16 protein-coding genes and 1 tRNA gene are annotated in these 16,962 nt (G+C 73.0%); 5 read left to right on the forward strand and 12 right to left on the reverse strand.

Annotation, left to right across the window (positions count from 1 at the left end; all coding sequences use genetic code 11):
* Positions 1 to 96 precede the first annotated feature (96 nt).
* Both DEJ22_RS10905 and DEJ22_RS10910 read right to left on the reverse strand, forming a co-directional pair.
* Positions 97 to 918 carry an inositol monophosphatase family protein gene (locus DEJ22_RS10905; protein WP_111227249.1) on the reverse strand — a complete coding sequence of 274 codons (822 nt, stop codon included), beginning with the start codon at positions 916 to 918 and terminating at the stop codon, positions 97 to 99.
* Positions 919 to 1,046: 128 nt separating this feature from the next.
* Positions 1,047 to 1,128 (reverse strand) — tRNA-Tyr (locus DEJ22_RS10910).
* A 184-nt stretch (positions 1,129 to 1,312) separates the two neighbouring features.
* Here DEJ22_RS10910 and DEJ22_RS10915 point away from each other — a divergent pair.
* Together DEJ22_RS10915 and cls are read left to right on the forward strand one after the other, a co-directional pair.
* A complete protein-coding gene (locus DEJ22_RS10915; RefSeq protein WP_058730193.1) occupies positions 1,313 to 1,801 on the forward strand; it encodes a YajQ family cyclic di-GMP-binding protein in 489 nt (162 codons plus the stop codon).
* A gap of 11 nt (positions 1,802 to 1,812) precedes the next feature.
* Positions 1,813 to 3,273 (forward strand): cardiolipin synthase, encoded by a 1,461-nt coding sequence (cls, locus tag DEJ22_RS10920; RefSeq protein WP_111227156.1) that lies wholly within the window; start codon positions 1,813 to 1,815, stop codon positions 3,271 to 3,273.
* Between the two features lie 66 nt (positions 3,274 to 3,339).
* On the opposite strand, the gene DEJ22_RS10925 is transcribed toward cls, so the two are convergent.
* From DEJ22_RS10925 to DEJ22_RS10940, 4 genes are read right to left on the reverse strand one after another with little or no spacing between them, the layout of a single operon-like run.
* A complete protein-coding gene (locus DEJ22_RS10925) occupies positions 3,340 to 4,518 on the reverse strand; it encodes a heparan-alpha-glucosaminide N-acetyltransferase domain-containing protein (RefSeq protein WP_111227157.1) in 1,179 nt (392 codons plus the stop codon).
* 10 nt (positions 4,519 to 4,528) lie between these two features.
* A complete protein-coding gene (locus DEJ22_RS10930) occupies positions 4,529 to 5,899 on the reverse strand; it encodes an FAD-dependent oxidoreductase (RefSeq protein WP_111227158.1) in 1,371 nt (456 codons plus the stop codon).
* 58 nt (positions 5,900 to 5,957) lie between these two features.
* Positions 5,958 to 7,034 carry a polyprenyl synthetase family protein gene (locus tag DEJ22_RS10935; RefSeq protein ID WP_111227159.1) on the reverse strand — a complete coding sequence of 359 codons (1,077 nt, stop codon included), beginning with the start codon at positions 7,032 to 7,034 and terminating at the stop codon, positions 5,958 to 5,960.
* A 32-nt stretch (positions 7,035 to 7,066) separates the two neighbouring features.
* Positions 7,067 to 7,858 carry a demethylmenaquinone methyltransferase gene (locus DEJ22_RS10940; RefSeq protein ID WP_111227160.1) on the reverse strand — a complete coding sequence of 264 codons (792 nt, stop codon included), beginning with the start codon at positions 7,856 to 7,858 and terminating at the stop codon, positions 7,067 to 7,069.
* An 84-nt stretch (positions 7,859 to 7,942) separates the two neighbouring features.
* Here DEJ22_RS10940 and DEJ22_RS10945 point away from each other — a divergent pair, with 84 nt between their 5' ends.
* Positions 7,943 to 9,202 carry an isochorismate synthase gene (locus DEJ22_RS10945; RefSeq protein ID WP_111227161.1) on the forward strand — a complete coding sequence of 420 codons (1,260 nt, stop codon included), beginning with the start codon at positions 7,943 to 7,945 and terminating at the stop codon, positions 9,200 to 9,202.
* A gap of 76 nt (positions 9,203 to 9,278) precedes the next feature.
* Here DEJ22_RS10945 and menD read toward each other — a convergent pair whose 3' ends face one another.
* Both menD and DEJ22_RS10955 read right to left on the reverse strand, forming a co-directional pair.
* Entirely contained in the window at positions 9,279 to 11,018 is a 1,740-nt protein-coding gene (gene menD / locus DEJ22_RS10950; protein WP_111227250.1) for a 2-succinyl-5-enolpyruvyl-6-hydroxy-3-cyclohexene-1-carboxylic-acid synthase, read from the reverse strand.
* Positions 11,011 to 11,370 (reverse strand): PLDc N-terminal domain-containing protein, encoded by a 360-nt coding sequence (locus tag DEJ22_RS10955; RefSeq protein WP_111227162.1) that lies wholly within the window; start codon positions 11,368 to 11,370, stop codon positions 11,011 to 11,013. The genes menD and DEJ22_RS10955 overlap by 8 nt, the downstream gene beginning before the upstream one ends.
* Before the next feature lie 78 nt (positions 11,371 to 11,448).
* Between DEJ22_RS10955 and DEJ22_RS10960 the strand changes: the two genes are divergently transcribed.
* Positions 11,449 to 11,820 carry a DUF4229 domain-containing protein gene (locus DEJ22_RS10960; RefSeq protein ID WP_111227163.1) on the forward strand — a complete coding sequence of 124 codons (372 nt, stop codon included), beginning with the start codon at positions 11,449 to 11,451 and terminating at the stop codon, positions 11,818 to 11,820.
* Between the two features lie 40 nt (positions 11,821 to 11,860).
* Here DEJ22_RS10960 and DEJ22_RS10965 read toward each other — a convergent pair whose 3' ends face one another.
* The 4 genes from DEJ22_RS10965 to DEJ22_RS10980 all read right to left on the reverse strand — a co-directional run bounded on the left by DEJ22_RS10965 (position 11,861) and on the right by DEJ22_RS10980 (position 15,672).
* Positions 11,861 to 12,856 (reverse strand): 1,4-dihydroxy-2-naphthoate polyprenyltransferase, encoded by a 996-nt coding sequence (locus DEJ22_RS10965; RefSeq protein WP_111227164.1) that lies wholly within the window; start codon positions 12,854 to 12,856, stop codon positions 11,861 to 11,863.
* Positions 12,857 to 12,880: 24 nt separating this feature from the next.
* Positions 12,881 to 14,032, reverse strand: a complete 1,152-nt coding sequence (locus tag DEJ22_RS10970; protein WP_111227165.1) for an AMP-binding protein — start codon at positions 14,030 to 14,032, stop codon at positions 12,881 to 12,883.
* 16 nt (positions 14,033 to 14,048) lie between these two features.
* Positions 14,049 to 14,978: a 1,4-dihydroxy-2-naphthoyl-CoA synthase gene (locus DEJ22_RS10975; RefSeq protein WP_111227166.1), complete on the reverse strand. Its 930-nt coding sequence runs from the start codon at positions 14,976 to 14,978 to the stop codon at positions 14,049 to 14,051.
* Positions 14,979 to 15,039: 61 nt separating this feature from the next.
* Positions 15,040 to 15,672 (reverse strand): hypothetical protein, encoded by a 633-nt coding sequence (locus DEJ22_RS10980; RefSeq protein WP_111227167.1) that lies wholly within the window; start codon positions 15,670 to 15,672, stop codon positions 15,040 to 15,042.
* Between the two features lie 192 nt (positions 15,673 to 15,864).
* On the opposite strand from DEJ22_RS10980, the gene DEJ22_RS10985 reads away from it, so the two are divergent.
* Positions 15,865 to 16,845: an o-succinylbenzoate synthase gene (locus tag DEJ22_RS10985; protein WP_111227168.1), complete on the forward strand. Its 981-nt coding sequence runs from the start codon at positions 15,865 to 15,867 to the stop codon at positions 16,843 to 16,845.
* The last annotated feature ends 117 nt before the right edge of the window (positions 16,846 to 16,962 follow it).

Raw genomic sequence — 16,962 nt, forward strand, 5'->3', positions numbered from 1 at the left:
TAGCAGGGGGCGTGGCTCGTCGCCAGTCGGGTGCACGACCGTGCACCGACGCCGGGAGGCACGTGGCGCGTCGTCCGTGCACCGCGCAGCGGACGGTCAGGCGCCGAGCACGTCGTCCTCGAGCCGACGCACGAGCGACTCGAGCTCGTCGGCCACGGCGGGTGCGGCGAAGAGGAAGGAGCGGGTGCCGCCGGCCTCCCAGATGCGGACGGTCGCCCCGGCCTCCGCGGCGATGACCGCCCCTGCCGCCATGTCCCACGGGTTGATCCCGCGCTCGTAGTACGCGTCCACCGTCCCGGCACCCACGGCACAGCAGTCGAGCGATGCCGCTCCGGCCCGGCGCACGTCCCGCACCTCGCCGATCAGGCCGGCCAGCACCGCGACCTGCTCCCGGCGGCGGTCGGCGGTGTAGCCGAACCCGGTGGCGACGAGCGCCTCGCCGAGCGAGGCCGGCGCGGCGACCCCCAGCGGCACTCCGTCCCGCGTCGCTCCCTCGCCCGACACGGCCCGCCAGACGGTGCCGGTGGCGGGTGCGACGACCACGCCGGCGATCGCCTGCCAGGTCACGGGATCCGCACTCCCCCGGACGACGCCGATGCTCACGCCGTACTGCTCGCTGCCGTACAGGTAGTTGACGGTGCCGTCGATCGGGTCGACGACCCAGGTGACGCCCGTCGAACCGGCGTCCGACCCGGACTCCTCGCCGTGGAACGCGTCGTCCGGGCGCGCCTGGGCGATGCGCGTGCGGATGAGGTCCTCGACCTCCCGATCGGCCGCGGTGACGACGTCGACGATGCTCGACTTCCGGTCGGCCACCTCGACCCCCTCCGCGCGACGGCGGGCAGCGAGGGCCGCGGCCTCGCGGGCGACGGACTCGGCGAGGTCGGCGAACTGGGCGGGCGTGAGCGTCTCGGGCATGACCCCAGCCTGCCCGACGTGCGCGCTCAGCCGCACAGTGACGGCGCGCACCGAGGCCGGCTCGGACCGAGAACAGCCCGGAACGCGAACAGCCCCGTCCGGGAGGGACGGGGCTGTTCCGAGAACCGTGGCGAGTGAGGGATTCGAACCCCCGAAGGCTACGCCGGCTGATTTACAGTCAGATCCCTTTGGCCGCTTGGGTAACTCGCCATGTGCGCACCCGGCCGGTGTTGTCACCAACCGAAGGCGCGCTGAAGAGCATAGCGGATCTCGGAGGGTGCTCGTGACCACGCTGCGACCGCACGTTCCTCCACACGCACGCTCGTCCGTGCGTGCATCCCCCGCCGAGCTGCGGGCCGAACCGGGCCCGCCGTGCGCCGTTAGGCTGTCCCGCATGGCAGACAGTTCCTTCGACGTGGTCAGCAAGGTCGACAAGATGGAGGCGGAGAACGCCCTCAACCAGGCGGCCAAGGAGATCGAGCAGCGGTACGACTTCAAGGGCGCCGACGCGTCCATCGCCTTCAGCGGCGAGGACGTGCTCATCAAGGCGAACTCCGAGGAGCGCGCGAAGGCCGTCCTCGACGTGCTGCAGAGCAAGGCGATCAAGCGGAACATCTCCCTGAAGAGCCTCGACGCCGGCGACCCCTACCCCTCGGGCAAGGAGTACCGCATCGAGGTGAAGTTCAAGAACGGCATCGAGCAGGACGTCGCGAAGAAGATCGGCGCCTTCCTGCGCGCGAACGCGCCCAAGAGCGTCAAGAGCCAGATCCAGGGCGACGAGCTCCGGGTCTCGTCGAAGAGCCGTGACGACCTGCAGAACACGATCCAGCTCCTCAAGGGTGAAGAGTTCGACGTGCCGTTGCAGTTCATCAACTTCCGCTAGCGCCGCACGTCGTGGAGCACTGGCTCGGCGTCGCGATCACCGTTCTCCTGGTCCTGCTGGACCTGGCGATCCGTGTCTTCTCGATCATCTACGTCCCGTACAACCGGAAGCCGCAGACCGCGACCGCCTGGCTGCTCGCGATCTTCCTCATCCCGTACATCGGGTTCGTCGTCTTCCTGGTCATCGGGTCGACGAAGCTGCCGAGGTCGCGGCGCGAGAAGCAGACCGAGATCAACGCGTACATCCTCGAGCAGACCGAGGGCATCGAACGCGTGCGGCGCGACCACCCGTGGCCGCCGTGGCTCGAGAGCGTGACGACGCTCAACCGCGAGCTGGGCGCGATGCCCCTCGTCGGCGGCAACTCCGCCGAGCTCTACCCCGACTCGTACGAGTCGGTGCGGGAGATGACCCGCGAGATCGACCGGGCGCGGCGCTTCGTGCACGTCGAGTTCTACATCGCGACCCTCGACGACACCACGCGGCCGTACTTCGAGGCGCTCGCCCGGGCCCAGGCCCGCGGTGTCACGGTCCGGTTCCTGCTCGACCACTGGGCGAGCCGCGGGTACCCGGGCTACAAGGACACGCTCGCGTTCCTCGACCGGGCGAACATCGAGTGGCACCTCATGCTGCCGCTGCAGCCGCTGCAGGGGAAGTTCCAGCGCCCGGACCTGCGCAACCACCGGAAGATCATGGTGATCGACGGGTCGGTCGCCTTCACCGGCTCGCAGAACCTGATCGACCCGTCGTACGACCTGAAGGCGCACATCGAGAAGGGCATGGTCTACAAGGACCTGTTCGCCCGGTTCGAGGGACCGGTCGTCGCCGGCCTCAACGCCCTGTTCGTGACCGACTGGTACAGCGAGACCGACGAGCTGCTGCTCCGTGAGAGCGACCCGGTCCACCGCGCCGACCGCGGCGACGCGCTCGACTGCCAGGTCGTGCCGTCCGGTCCGGGCTTCGACGGCGAGAACAACCTGCGCCTGTTCAACGCGCTCCTCTACGCCGCGCAGGAGAAGGTCTCGATCACCTCGCCGTACTTCGTGCCCGACGACTCCATGCTCTACGCGATCACCACGACCGCGCAGCGCGGTGTCGCGGTCGAGCTGTTCGTCGGCGAGATGGGCGACCACGCGATGACGTGGCACGCACAACGCTCCTACTACGAGGAGCTCCTCCGCGCCGGCGTGAAGATCTGGCTGTACCGGGCTCCGACGATCCTGCACGCCAAGCACTTCACGATCGACGACGACGTCTCGGTGATCGGGTCGAGCAACATGGACATGCGGTCCTTCAGCCTGAACCTCGAGGTCTCCGTCATGGTCCGCGGCAAGCGGTTCGTCGACGCGCTGCGAGACGTGCAGGCGGCCTACAAGGACGCGTCCTTCGAGCTCACGCTCGACGCCTGGCTCGAACGGCCGCGGCGGTCGCAGGTCCTCGACAACGTCGCGCGCCTCACCGCCGCCCTGCAGTAGGGAACACCGGCCGGGAGGCCCGGCACGGCTCCTCCTGCGGGCTCGGTCGTCCGCGGTGCCGGTCAGTCACCGAGCGGCCGGCACCAGCCCGGTGAGCCGGGCGACCAGACGCTCGAGCGGCCCGCTCCCGAGGAACGTGCGCCACACCATCGCGAAGAGCACCGACCCGATGGCGAACCACGCCCACGCGGCGCCCGACTCCGGGTACTCCGGCAGCAGGGCGATCACCACGAGGTGGCCCGCGTAGACCGTCAACGGCATCGACCCCACGGCGGCGAGTGGGAAGGCGGACCTCGCGACCGTCCGGCCACGACCGTCGAACACCAGGGTGCAGAGGGCGATCACGGCCACCGCGACCCCGGCGGTCCCGACGACGTCGACGACCGACGACGAGTGGTCGCGCGGGGACAGCAGCAGCTGCGCGAGCGCCGCCGCTCCCCCGCTGCCGTCCGGCGCCCAAGGAACCCCGGGGAACGCCGCCAGCTCGGCGTCGGCCGGGACCGGTGCCAGGACGTTCCCGATCGCGTACGCGGCGAGGGCGACCAGCACGCCGGACGCGAGGAGCGCGACCTGCGTGCCCCGCCCCTCCTCCCACCGGCTCGGCCCGGACGCCGCTGGCGCGCCCGGGTACCGGCGGCCCGGCCCCAGTCCGGTCCTGGCGACCGCGAGACCGACCAGGACGTACGCCAGGAAGGTGACCACGGGGTAGACGAGTCCGAGCTGCACCTCCCACATGCCGGCGCCCGCGTACAGCGGTACCGAGGCGAGCGCGACGACCGGCGACAGGAGCGCGCACACCGCCGCGATCACGAGCAGCCACACCGGACGCAGTCGCAGGACGGGCAGGACGAGCAGGAAGAGCGCCCCGTACGTCGGGAGGATGACGTAGACCGGGGTGTCGAGTGCCATGAGCGCGAGACCGATGGCGACGACGGCGACCGCGCGCACCGCGAGCCGTGCGCGCACCCGACCGATCACCGGCGGCCCCGGCGGAGCGGTCCGCCCGCTCGTCAGGCCGATGGAGACACCCGCGAGCACGGCGAACAGCGTCGACGGGCGCCCGTGCGCAACCGCGGACCAGGTGGTCGGGTCGCCCCAGTCGAACTCGTCGGCGATACCGCCGATGTGCGCGGCCATCATGCCGAGCAGTGCGACTGCCCGGGCGACGTCGACCCCCTGCAGTCGACCCGGAGGAACGAGCACACCCCGCATCGCGGCGGGCGGCGCGGGGTGTGCGGCGGTCATCGCTGCGTGCTCAACCCGCGGCGGAGCCGGCGCGGCGCAGCGAGACGTCGACCATCTCGTCGCGTGGCACGACCTTGATGCGTTCGCGGCCCTCCACGGCGCCGAGGGCCTGCTCGTGCTCGTCGAGGGCGTGCCAACCGTCGAGGTCGGTGTAGTCCACGCCCCGCTCGCGGAGCAGTGCCGGCACCGCCTCCGGCGAGGGGTCCGCCGGGGTCCACCAGAACGCCTGGTCGTTCACGATGTGCTGGACGGTCTCCATCGCGTCGGACTTCGTGTGGCCGATGAGACCGACGGGTCCGCGCTTGATCCACCCGGTGGCGTAGACGCCGGGGAGCGGCGTGCCGTCCTCGTCGAGCACCTGGCCCTCGCGGTTCGGGATGACCCCGGTGCGCTCGTCGAAGGGCACGCCGGGCAGCGGCGAGCCGAAGTAGCCGACGGCGCGGTAGACGGCCTGCACCGGGACCTCGCGGAACTCCCCGGTCCCCTCGACCCCGCCCTCGCCGTTCGGCCGGGTCCGCTCGTACCGCAGGGCGGTGACGTGGCCGTCCGAGCCGACCAGCTCGACGGGCTTCGCGTAGAAGTGGAGGTGGAGACGACGGCTTGCCGTCCCGACCTCGCGCGTCCGCCACTGCTCGAGGACGCGGTTCATCACCATGACCTGCTTGTTCGTCTGGATCGCGGTGCGCGAGGCTTCGTCGTGGTCGAAGTCCTCGTCGTACACCACCATGTCGACGTCGCGGAGCTCGCCGAGCTCGCGGAGCTCCAGCGGCGTGAACTTCACCTGCGCGGGGCCGCGACGTCCGAAGACGTGGACGTCCGTGACCGGGGAGGCCTTGAGCCCCTCGTACACGTTCGCCGGGATCTCCGTCGGCAGCAGGTCGTCCGCGTGCTTCGCCAGGATGCGCGAGACGTCGAGGGCGACGTTGCCGTTGCCGATCACCGCAACGCTCGACGCCGTGAGCGGCCACGTGCGCGGGACGTCGGGGTGGCCGTCGAACCAGCTGACGAAGTCCGCCGCGCCGTACGAGCCGTCGAGGTCGATGCCCGGGATGTCGAGGTCGGCGTCCTTGATCGCTCCCGTGGAGAACAGCACGGCGTTGTAGTGCTGCTTGAGGTCGTCGAGCGTGATGTCCTCGCCGAAGCGCACGTTGCCGAACAGGCGCACCACACCCCGGTCGAGCACGTCACGCAGCGCGTTCACGATGCCCTTGATGCGGGGGTGGTCCGGGGCGACGCCGTACCGGACCAGGCCGTACGGTGCGGGCAGCTGCTCGAAGAGGTCGATCGACACGTCGTAGCCGTGGGCCTCGCGCAGCAGGATGTCGGCGGCGTAGATGCCGGCGGGGCCGGCGCCGACGATGGCGAGTCGGAGGGTGGGCACTGATGTCTCCAGTTCGTTCGGGCGGGGTGCTCCCGGTCGGTGGCGGTGGACCCCCGGGTCAGCGGCTGCGCTCGACGACGGACTCGGCGAAGCGGGTCAGTGCCCGCTTGACGGTGCCGTCGGGCAGCGGTTCCAGCGCGGCGACCGCTTCCTCGGCCCACCGGACGGCGACGGCGCGGGTGGCGGTCGTCGCCTCGTGCTCGCGCAGCGCGGCGACGGCTGACTGGTACGGAGCCGAGTCGACGGCGTCGTCCGGGGCGCCCTTCACGTCGAGCTCGATGCGGTCGAGCAGCGCCGCGGCGCCCTCGTCGCCGGCAGCCAGGCGGCGGAGCTGCAGGAGCGGGAGCGTGTCGACGCCCGCGCGCAGGTCGTTGCCGGCGATCTTGCCGGTTCGGTCCTTCGCCGGCGCGAGGTCGATCACGTCGTCGACGAGCTGGAAGGCGACGCCGACCTTCTCGCCGAAGGTGCCGACGGCGTCCAGGTAGGCCCGGTCCGCTCCGGAGAACATGACCCCGGCGCGCGCCGCGGTGGCGATGAGCGACCCGGTCTTGTCGCTGAGCACCTGGATGTAGTGCTCGACGGGGTCGTCGTCGGGCTGGGGGCCCGTCGTCTCGTGCAGCTGCCCCATGCACAGCCGCTGGAAGGTCTCGGCCTGCATGCGGATGCCCTCGGTGCCGAGGTCCGCGGTGATGAGGCTGGCCCGGGCGAACAGCAGGTCGCCGGTGAGGATGGCGACGTTGTTGCCGTAGGTCACGTGCGCGGCGGGCACTCCGCGACGCACGGGCGCCTCGTCCATGACGTCGTCGTGGTAGAGCGACGCCAGGTGGGTCGTCTCGATGCTCACCGCGGCCTTGACGACCGCGTCGGTCACCCCCTGGCCCAGCTGCGCGATGAGCAGGGTCAGCGTCGGGCGGATGCGCTTCCCACCCGCTGCGAGCAGGTACCTGCTCGTCGTGTCCGCGAGGGTGTCGGTGGAGCGCATGGCTTCTTCGAGCCCCTGCTCGACGAGCTCGAGCCCGTCGTCGACCGCGGTGATGAAGCGTCGCTCGGACGGCGTGGCGAACAGTCGCTCGCCGATGCCCAACGAGGCGCGGAGGCTCGGTGCGCGACGTGCGACCGGGACGCTCGGGTTCAAGTGCTGCTCCGTGTTCGGGGTCCGGGGACCGGTCAGGCGTCGGAGGGGTCGACGCTCGGCTGCTCGCCGGTGTGCTGGTGCTGACGGCGCGCCTTCGCCCGACGGGCGACGGACTCGCGGACGGTGCCGGCGACGGGCTTCCGGCCGCGGTGCAGCGCGACGATGCCGGCGGTCAGGTTGCGGTGGGCGACCATGGTGAAGCCGACGCCACGGAGCCACTGGCTGAGGACCTGCTGGTCCGGCCACGCCTCGATCGACTCGGCCAGGTACCGGTAGGCGGCGGGGTTGCTGCTCGACAGGCGCGCGATGCCCGGGAGCACGCGCTTGAGGTACGCGCCGTAGCCGAAGCGCAGGAGTGCCATCGGCGGCGTCGAGAACTCGCAGATGACCACGCGACCACCGGGCTTGAGCACCCGCAGCATCTCGGTGATCGCCTGCATCGGGTCGTTGACGTTGCGCAGCCCGAACGAGATCGTGACCGCGTCGAACGTGTCGTCGTCGAACGGCAGGTGCTCCGCGTCGCCCTCGACGAACGAGATCTCGGGGTGCCGCTCGCGGCCGACGGCGATCATGCCGGCGGACAGGTCGAGGGCCGTGACGTCCGCGCCCTTCTTCGCCAGCGCTGCCGCGCTGGTGCCCGTACCGGCGGCGATGTCCAGCACCTTCTCACCCGGCTGGGGGTCGACCGCACGGACCGTCGCGACGCGCCACAGCGGGGCGTTGCCCGCCGAGAGGATGTCGTTCGTGAGGTCGTACTTCGCGGCGACGTCGTCGAACATGGCCGCCACCTCGTCCGGCCGCTTGCTCAGGTCCGCTCTGCTCACCGCACCATCCTAGAGGGCACGGCTCGCAGCTGCCCGGACGCCCGGCGGAGGTCCGCGGACCGGCTGCGCGCGTACGATCAGTCCGTGACCCGAACCACCACGGCGGCGCCCTCGCTCACGGTCTCGACGAGGATCCTCGACGACCCGGGGGACGTCCTCCGGCACACGCTCCGGGACGCACCGCTGGCGTTCGTGCGGAACGGTGACGGGATCGTCGGCATCGGAGAAGCCGTGCGCTTCTCGTTCTCCGGCCCCGACCGGATGCGGCAGGCGTCCTCGGTGTGGCGCGACCTGGTCGGCGCCGCAACGGTGGACGACCCGGTGCAGCTGCGGGGCACGGGCCTGGTCGCCTTCGGCTCGTTCGCGTTCGCCGACGACTCCGCAGAGGAGAGCGTGCTGATCGTCCCGCGTGTGGTGATCGGCAAGCGGCGCGGCAAGGCGTGGTTGACCGCGGTGGACACGACGCCGGACCCGGCGCCGCTCGGGTTCTCGCGGACCTCGGTCCCCGTCCCGGCCGTGGGTGGTCACGTCTCCGTCCCCCTCGGCCCTGGGCAGATCGACGAACAGGCCTACGCCGCGGCCGTCGCGGACGCCGTGCGCCGGATCACTGCGGGGGACGCCGAGAAGGTCGTGCTCGCCCGTGACCTGGTCGGCACGCTCCCGCCCGGTGCTGACCGGCGCGCCGTGCTGCTCGACCTCGCCGCCGCGTACCCGCAGTGCGTCACCTTCGCCGTCGACGGCCTGGTCGGTGCGACACCGGAGACGCTCGCGCGCACCGACGGCACCGAGCTCTCCGCCCGGGTGCTCGCGGGCAGTGCCGCGCGGGGCACCGACCCCGTGTCCGACCGTGCCGCCGCCGAGGCCCTGGCGTCGAGCGCGAAGGACGTCGAGGAGCACGGCTTCGCGATCGCGAGCCTGCTCGCGGCGCTCCGCCCGATCGCGAGCGACCTGCGCGCCGACCCCGAACCCTTCCGCCTGCAGTTGCCCAACCTCTGGCACCTCGCCACCGACGTCCGCGCGACCCTGCCGGTCGGCACGACCTCCCTCGACGTCGCGGACGCACTGCACCCGACGGCTGCGGTCGCCGGCACGCCGACCGACGTCGCGGTGCGGCTCGTCGCCGAGCTCGAGGGCGTCGACCGCGGGCGGTACGCCGGTCCCGTCGGGTGGCTCGGCGCGAACGGGGACGGCGAGTGGATGCTCGCGCTGCGGAGCGCCCGGATCGACCCGGACGGCACCGTCCGCGCCTGGGCGGGCGCCGGCATCGTGGCCGGGTCCGACCCGGCGCGCGAGGTCGCCGAGACGGCCCTGAAGTTCCGACCCGTCCGCGACGCCCTGGCCTGACACGGTCGGGAGGCGCGGGACGGCCCCGCCTCGCGCCTCCCGCCCGACGGGTGCCCACGACGGGCACCCGCTCCGGTCAGTCGGCCAGCGGCACCTCGACGACGAGACGCTGCGCCGGGTCGGTGAGGACGGCCTCCAGGTCGCCCCAGGTCGCTGCGCGCCGGTACTCCCAGCCGAGCCCCGTGACGACCCGCTCGACGTCGACGTGCTGCGGTGTCGTCATCATCCGCCGCATGTCCGCGTCCGGTGTGGTCGCCGCGACCTCGAGACCGCGGAAGATCGCCCCGCCGACGTCGTTGCCCACGACGACCTGCACACGGTGCGTCGGCTCCTCGGTGCCCGTGACGAGCGCGCCGATGTCGTGCAGGAACGTGAGGTCCCCGACGAGCACCCGCGTCGTGCCGACCGAGTCCGCCGTGCGCTCGAGGGCCGCCGCGATGCCGAGCGCCGTCGAGACGGTCCCGTCGATCCCCGCGAGCCCGCGGTTCGCGTGCACCCGGAGCTTCTTGCCCGGCACGTGCGCGTCGGCGACGCGGATGAGCTGGGACGCGCCGAGCACGAGTCGGTCGTGCGGCCAGGTCGCGCCCCACACCGCGTCGACGAGCATGGTGCGGTCGACCGGTCGGCGTCGGAGCGCCACCTCGTCGCGCAGGTAGCGGTTGCGCTCGGCTCGGTCCCCCGAACGCTTGGCGTCGAGGTCCGGCCCGGCGTCGCCGTCGCCGAGGAGCGCGCGGCTCGTGGTCACCCAACGGCCGACCCACGCGCGGTGTGCCGGGGTGGTGCGGCCCGTCGCGCGGACGTCCGACACGAAGGCGGTGGCTGCGTCCGGACGGGAGGCACGGGCGGGGTCGTACGGGTCGGCTCCCGCACCGCGGACCACGACGGTCTCCACGCCGGCCCGCTGCAGGAGCGCGGGGACCTCGCGGCTGAGGGTCGGGTGTCCGAGCACGACGGCCCGGCGGACGGCGCCGCCGAGCTCCGGGTCGCGGAGCAGCTCGCGGTAGGCGACGACGAGGTTGCGGCCGAAGCGCGCACCGCTGGAGACCTCGGCCAGCAGTGGCGCGCCGAGCTCCCAGGCGATGCGCTCCGCGTCCGCGCCCGCGTCGTGCCCGGCGATGACGACCGTCGCGGGTTCGTCGTCGGGGGCGAGTTCGGCCACCGGCAGCCCGGTGTGCACGCGGCGCCGGGCGTGCTCGAGGTCCACCTCGTCGTCCGGCACCCCCGGCACGTCCTCGGCGCGGAGGCCGGCGGAGAGCGGTTCGCGGAACGCGACGTCCAGCTGCACCGGACCGGGCTGTCCGGTGTGCCCGGCTGCGACGGCGACCGCCTCGCGCGCGAGCGAACGGACGGCGTCGACGTCGACCCCTGCCGAGGTCGGGGCCTGCACGTCGCGGACGAAGGCGACCGCCGGTCCGAAGAGCCCGGGCTGCACGGTCGTCTGGTTGCTGCCGATCCCCCGGAGCTCCTCCGGACGGTCCGCGCTGAGGACGATCACCGGCACGCCGGAGTGGTGTGCCTCGAGCACGGCCGGGTGCAGGTTCGCGACAGCGGTGCCCGACGTCGTGACGACCGCTGCGGGTCGACCGGACTCGACCGCCAGGCCGAGGGCGAAGAACCCGGCCGTCCGCTCGTCGAGCCGCACGTGCACGGTGACACCGCCCGCTCGTTCGAGGGCGACCGCCGCGAGTGCGAGCGCCTGCGAGCGGGAGCCGGGGCTCACCACCACGTCGGTCACCCCCGCCCGCGCGAGTTCGCGCAGGAGCGCGAGCGCGAAGTCGGTCGCGGGGCTGCCGGATCCGGTGGGACCGTCAGCGATCGGGGCGGCTGTCGTCGTCTCGTTCGTCTCGGAACTGGTCTTCGAGGTCTCGGAGGGTTGCGTCGTCCTGGTCCGTTCCGGTGCGGGGTGACCCGGCGGCACGGGGGCCGCCGAGGAAGTCCGGGTCGTCTTCGGGTCCACGGTACCGGGGCGTCGGTCCGGGGGTCGCGGGGGCCCGACCGAGCAGGAACCAGAGCGCCCCGCCGAGGACGGGCAGGACGACCACGAGGAGGATCCACCACCCGCGGCGCAGGGACCGGATCCGCTGGCGCGGCATGGTCGCGCAGTCGATGACCGCGTAGACCGTGAAGGCCACGGCGGCGACGGCGACGATCAACCACAGACGGACCATCCCCGGAGTCTAGGCAGCACTCCTGGGACCGACCTGCCCGTCAGCCGACACCACGGCGGTGTTCCGTAGAATCGTCGGGTGAAAGCGTGGCTCGTCTACACCCTTGCCCGACTCGGCATCTTCGCCGCGGCGCTGGCCGTCCTGCTCGTCATCGGACTGCGCTGGTACTGGGCGGCGATCGGCGCCGCCCTCATCGGCCTGCTCGTGTCCTACATCGCGCTGCCCGGCCTGCGCGGGCAGGTGACGTCCACCATCGCGTCGCGTCGCGGTCGTCCCGAGCGTGACGCGGACTCGGACTTCGAGGACGACTTCGTCGACGCCGCGGACACCGAGGCGGCAGGGTCGGGAGCCGCGGGCTCCGACGCAGCGGGCACCGACGTCGCGGGCACCGACGCCGCGCGCAGCGATGCCGACCGGCACCGCGCCCGTCGGGAGCGCGACGAGGAGTAGTCCCGGTCGGACGTCGGACGTCCGCTGGTCGCCGCCGCTCCTACGGCAGGAGGACCAGGGTCAGGCCGAGCACCACGCCGTAGGCGAGCGAGGCGAACGACGACAGCTGCAGCGCGGTGACGAGCTCGCGGGGCTTCCGTGAGGACACACCGATCGCGAGCGCCGGCAGCGCGAGCAACAGCGAGAAGTACGCGAAGCCGGTGCGGAAGTAGAGCAGCACGAACCAGAGCAGCACGACGTACGGCAGCATCAGGAACAGGCCGAACAGCACGCGGGCCACGGGACGTCCGACGACGACCGCCAGGGTCCGCTTGCCCGCCTGTCGGTCCTCGTCGACGTCGCGGATGTTGTTCACCATGAGGACGGCGCAGGCGAAGAAGCCGGCCGCGACCGCTGCTGCCCAGCCGCTCGCCGTCACCTCGCGGATCTGCACGTACTGGGTCCCGAGCACGGCGACCAGGCCGAAGAACACGAAGACGAAGACCTCGCCGAGCGCGTTGTAGCCGTAGGGCTTCTTCCCGCCGGTGTAGAACCAGGCGGCGACGATCGCTGCCGCCCCGACGAGCAGCAGCCACCACAGCCCGGTGAGCAGCACGATGACCAGCCCGGCGACGGCCGCGAGCCCGAAGAACGTCAGCGCGACGGTGAGCACGGTGCGCGGCTTCGCGAGCCCCGCACCCGTGAGCCGGGCCGGGCCGACGCGGAACTCGTCGGTGCCCCGGACGCCGTCCGAGTAGTCGTTGCTGTAGTTCACGCCGATCTGCAGGAACAGCGCGACCGCGAGGGCGAGGAGCGCGACCGCCAGGTGGTGGTCACGGCCGAGGTAGCTCCCGAAGTCGCCCGGTTCGCCGGAGTCGACGAACGCCACCCCGGTCCCGAGCACGACCGGGACGACGCCGAGCGTGAGGGTGCGGAGCCGGGCTCCGCCGATCCAGTCGCGAGCCGTCGCCCGCTGCTTCGTGCGCTGGGGTGCAGCGGCCTTCGCCGGGTTGCCGCTGCGTCCGCGTGCCGGGGTCGTGTTCTTCGTACGTGCCACGGCCGACCATCGTATCCGTGACGGCTACGGGGTCGGAGCACCCTCGGGGTCCGCGAGCGCTCGGACGGCACGGCGGTCGGGCTTGCCGGACGCGAGCATCGGCACCGCGTCCACGACCAGGACGTCCGCGGGACGCGCGGCCCGCCCGAGCGTGCGGGCGACGTGGGCGCGCACGGTGTCGAGGTCGAGCGGGTGCTCCGTGACGACGACCGGCACCTCGCCCCACTCCCCTGACGCCCGCCGGGTGACGACGGCGGCCTCCTGGCCGGCGAGTTCGCGGACGCGCCGTTCGACCGCGCCGAGCGGGACCTTCTCGCCGCCGGACACGATGACGTCGTCGAGGCGTCCGAGCACGCGCACCCGTCCGTCGTCGTCGATCACGGCCGCGTCGCCGGTCCGGTACCAGCGGTGCCCGTCCCGCTCCGTGAAGGTCGCTGCGGTGCGTTCCGGGTCGTCGAGGTAACCCTCGGCGAGCATCGGACCGGCGAGCTCGAGCGCGCCGTCGACGAGCGCGGTGCGGACGGTGCCGAACGGTGTGCCGTCGTACACGCACCCGCCGCTCGTCTCGCTCGCGCCGTAGGTCGTGACGATGCGGACCCCGGCGTCGAGCGCCCGCTGCCGGAGCGGGGCCGGCGTCGCCTGCCCACCGACGAGGACGGCGTCGAAGCGGGCCGCAGCCGCCGTGGCACGGGGGTCGGCGAGGACCCGCGCGAGCTGCACCGGCACGAGCGAGGTGTACCGGTGCGGGGCCTCGGGGCCGACGTCGAGCCGGTCGACCGCGTCCGCGAAGCTCCCGGCGTCGAAGTGGCCCGGCGCCAGGACGACGGGCGTCGTGCCGGCGGTGATCGAACGCGTCAGCACGTTGAGGCCCGCGATGTAGTGCGTCGGCAGCGCGAGGACCCAGCGTCCCGGGCCGCCGAGTGCCGCGTCGGCCGAGGCCGCGCCCGCGAGGAGCGCGTCCGAGGACAGCGCCACACGCTTCCCGGTGCCGGTCGAGCCGCTCGTCTCGACGACGACGGCGACCCGCTGGGCGACGTGCGACGGAGCCGGCGTCGGCAGCGCCGGTGCGTCCTCGGCGACGGGGAGGAGTGCGGGTCCGCCGGCGAGGGCAGCCTCCAGGCCGCGCAGCACGGCGACCGGGTCCGACGCACCCGCCGCGACGAGCGGCCGGCTCACGCGCGCCGACCCGGCGTCAGTAGTGCCACGGGAACGACGTCCACTCGGGCGCGCGCTTCTCGAGGAAGGAGTCGCGACCCTCCACGGCTTCGTCCGTGCCGTAGGCGAGGCGTGTCGCCTCGCCCGCGAAGACCTGCTGCCCGACCAGGCCGTCGTCCACCGCGTTGAACGCGTACTTCAGCATGCGGATCGCGGTCGGCGACTTGCCGAGGATCGTCTCGCCCCACCGGATCGCCTCGCGCTCGAGGTCCTCGTGCGGGACGACCTTGTTCACCGCGCCCATCTCGTACGCGCGCTGCGCCGAGTACTCCTCGGCCAGGAAGAACACCTCGCGTGCGAACTTCTGCCCGATCTGCTTCGCGTAGTAGGCGCTGCCGTACCCACCGTCGAACGAGCCGACGTCCGCGTCGGTCTGCTTGAACCGTCCGTGCTCGGCGCTCGCGATCGTGAGGTCGCAGATCGCGTGGAGGGAGTGTCCGCCGCCGGCGGCCCACCCGGGCACGACCGCGATGACGACCTTGGGCATCATGCGGATGAGGCGCTGCACCTCGAGGATGTGCAAGCGGCCCATCGACGCCTGGGCCGCGGCCGGGTCCACGCCCTCGGGCGGAGCGCCCTCGTCACCGACGTACTGGTAGCCGCTGCGGCCGCGGATCCGCTGGTCCCCGCCGGAGCAGAAGGCCCAGCCACCGTCCTTCGGGCTCGGACCGTTCCCCGTGAGCAGGACGACCCCGACGCGCGGGTCCTGGCGGGCGTCGTCGAGCGCGCGGTGGAGCTCGTCGACGGTGCGGGGGCGGAAGGCGTTGCGGACCTCGGGCCGGTCGAACGCGACCCGGACGATGCCCTGCGAGACGTGCTTGTGGTACGTGATGTCGGTGAAGTGCTCCGCGACCGGGGCGGCGGTCCAGACGTCGGGGTCGAACAGGTCGGAGACGGGAGCTGCCATGTCCCCACCGTATCGCCGGACACCCGTGCCGTCGGATCGGTCGACGCGCGGAGCCGCCCGGCTACATCCCCGAAAGCGCCTCGGGTGCGACGACCACGAGCAGCACGATCAGGATGACCGGGTTGGCGAAGAACGCCAGCACCACCCCGACCGCGCCGTACCAGCGGCCGAACGACCCGACCGCGGCGATGAAGCCGAGCACCGCCGCGATGAGCGTGAGGAAGACGACCACGAAGCAGATACCGAAGGCGAAGGTCGTGTCACCGCCCATGAAGACGGCGAACGCGCTGGCGTCCACGGCCGCGGAGACCACCGCCAGGCCGAGAGCGATCTTGCCGGTGATCGGGTTCTTCCGTCGTCGGGCGGTCTGCGCGAGGATCCGTGTGTCGACGGTGTTCCGCTGCATGAGCCGCTCGAAGTCCCCCGTCGACCGGGGGTCGGACCGGGCTGCGCCGCCGCGCGCCTCCGATGCCGTCGCGGGTGCAGCGGCGCGCTGCGCGGGAGCATGCTGGGCGGCCGGACGCTGGGTCGTCGGCCGCTGGGCGGTCGGACGCTGCGCCGGCTGGCGCTGCGGGGTCTGGCGCTGCGGGGTCTGGCGCTGCGGGGTCTGGCGCTGGGCGGCCGCCCGCTGCGCTGCTGCACGCTCGGCGGCGGCGCGTTGCGCTGCGGCGCGCTGCTGCGGATCCGACGCCACCGGCCCTCCCTCTCCTCGGTCGCTGCACGTTCGCGCCGCGTTGCTCCGCGGCCTCGTCGACCCTGGCCGACCGATGCATGCTAGTGGCCGGCCCTGGCGGTCGGCTCCGAGGAACCGGCGGGTGCGCTGGACGCGGGACAGCCCGACCGCCGCGGCCCGGTCGTCGGTGGTGCCGGTGCGGGAGGATGGGGTGTGCTCCCCGACCTCGCCGACCTCACCGCCGACGCCCACGTCGTCGCCCTCCCGATGCGGGTCCGGTTCCGTGGCATCACCGTCCGCGAGGCCCTCGTGCTCCGCGGACCGGCCGGCTGGACCGAGTTCTCGCCCTTCGTCGAGTACGACGACGCCGAAGCGGCCGCGTGGCTCCGCGCCGCGGTGGACTTCGGGTGGACCGAGCACGAGCCGGCGGCGGAGTCCGTCCCGGTGAACGCGACGGTCCCCGCGATCGCACCGGACGCCGTCGCGGACCTGCTCGCCCGCTTCCCGGGGTGCACGACCGCCAAGGTCAAGGTCGCCGAGCCCGGGACCACCGTCGAGGACGACGTCGCCCGGGTCGCCGAGGTCCGGCGGGTGATGGGTCCCGACGCGGCGGTGCGTGTCGACGCCAACGGCCTGTGGACCCTCGACCAGGCCACCGATGCGCTCGAGCGGCTCGCACGGTTCGACCTGCAGTACGCCGAGCAACCGTGCGGGACCGTTCCCGAGCTGGCGGCCCTGCGCACGCGGACCGCGGGGCTCGGAGTCGCCGTCGCCGCAGACGAGAGCGTCCGCAAGGCGTCGGACCCCCTCGCGGTCGCACGCGCCGGCGCAGCGGACGTGCTCGTCGTGAAGGCGCAGCCCCTCGGGGGCGTGACGGCAGCGCGAGCGGTGGTCGCCGAGGCCGGTCTGCCGTGCGTGGTCTCCAGCGCCCTGGACACGTCGGTGGGCCTCGGCATGGGGGCGTTCCTCGCGGCGGCGGCGATGAGCCCCGGCTACGCGGCCGGCCTCGGGACAGCCGCGATGTTCGGGTCGGACGTCACCGCCGCTCCCCTACTGCCGGCCGACGGCCGCGTGCCGGTCCGTCGGGTGGAGGTGTCGCAGGAGCTGCTGGAACGGAACGCCGCGTCACCACAGCGGACGGCATGGTGGCTCGCGCGGTTGGGACGCGTCCACGCCCTGCTCGCCGCCGCGTAGGCGGGCGGCGGCGTCGAGCGGCCAGGACATGCCGCTCACGTCCGCCGGACGGGCGCACTGTGTCGGCGCCGACCACGGAGCGTGAGGGATCAGGCCCACTCGCGGGTGGGAACAGGA

The sequence above is a fragment of the Curtobacterium sp. MCSS17_007 genome (genome assembly GCF_003234175.2).
GTDB lineage: Bacteria > Actinomycetota > Actinomycetes > Actinomycetales > Microbacteriaceae > Curtobacterium.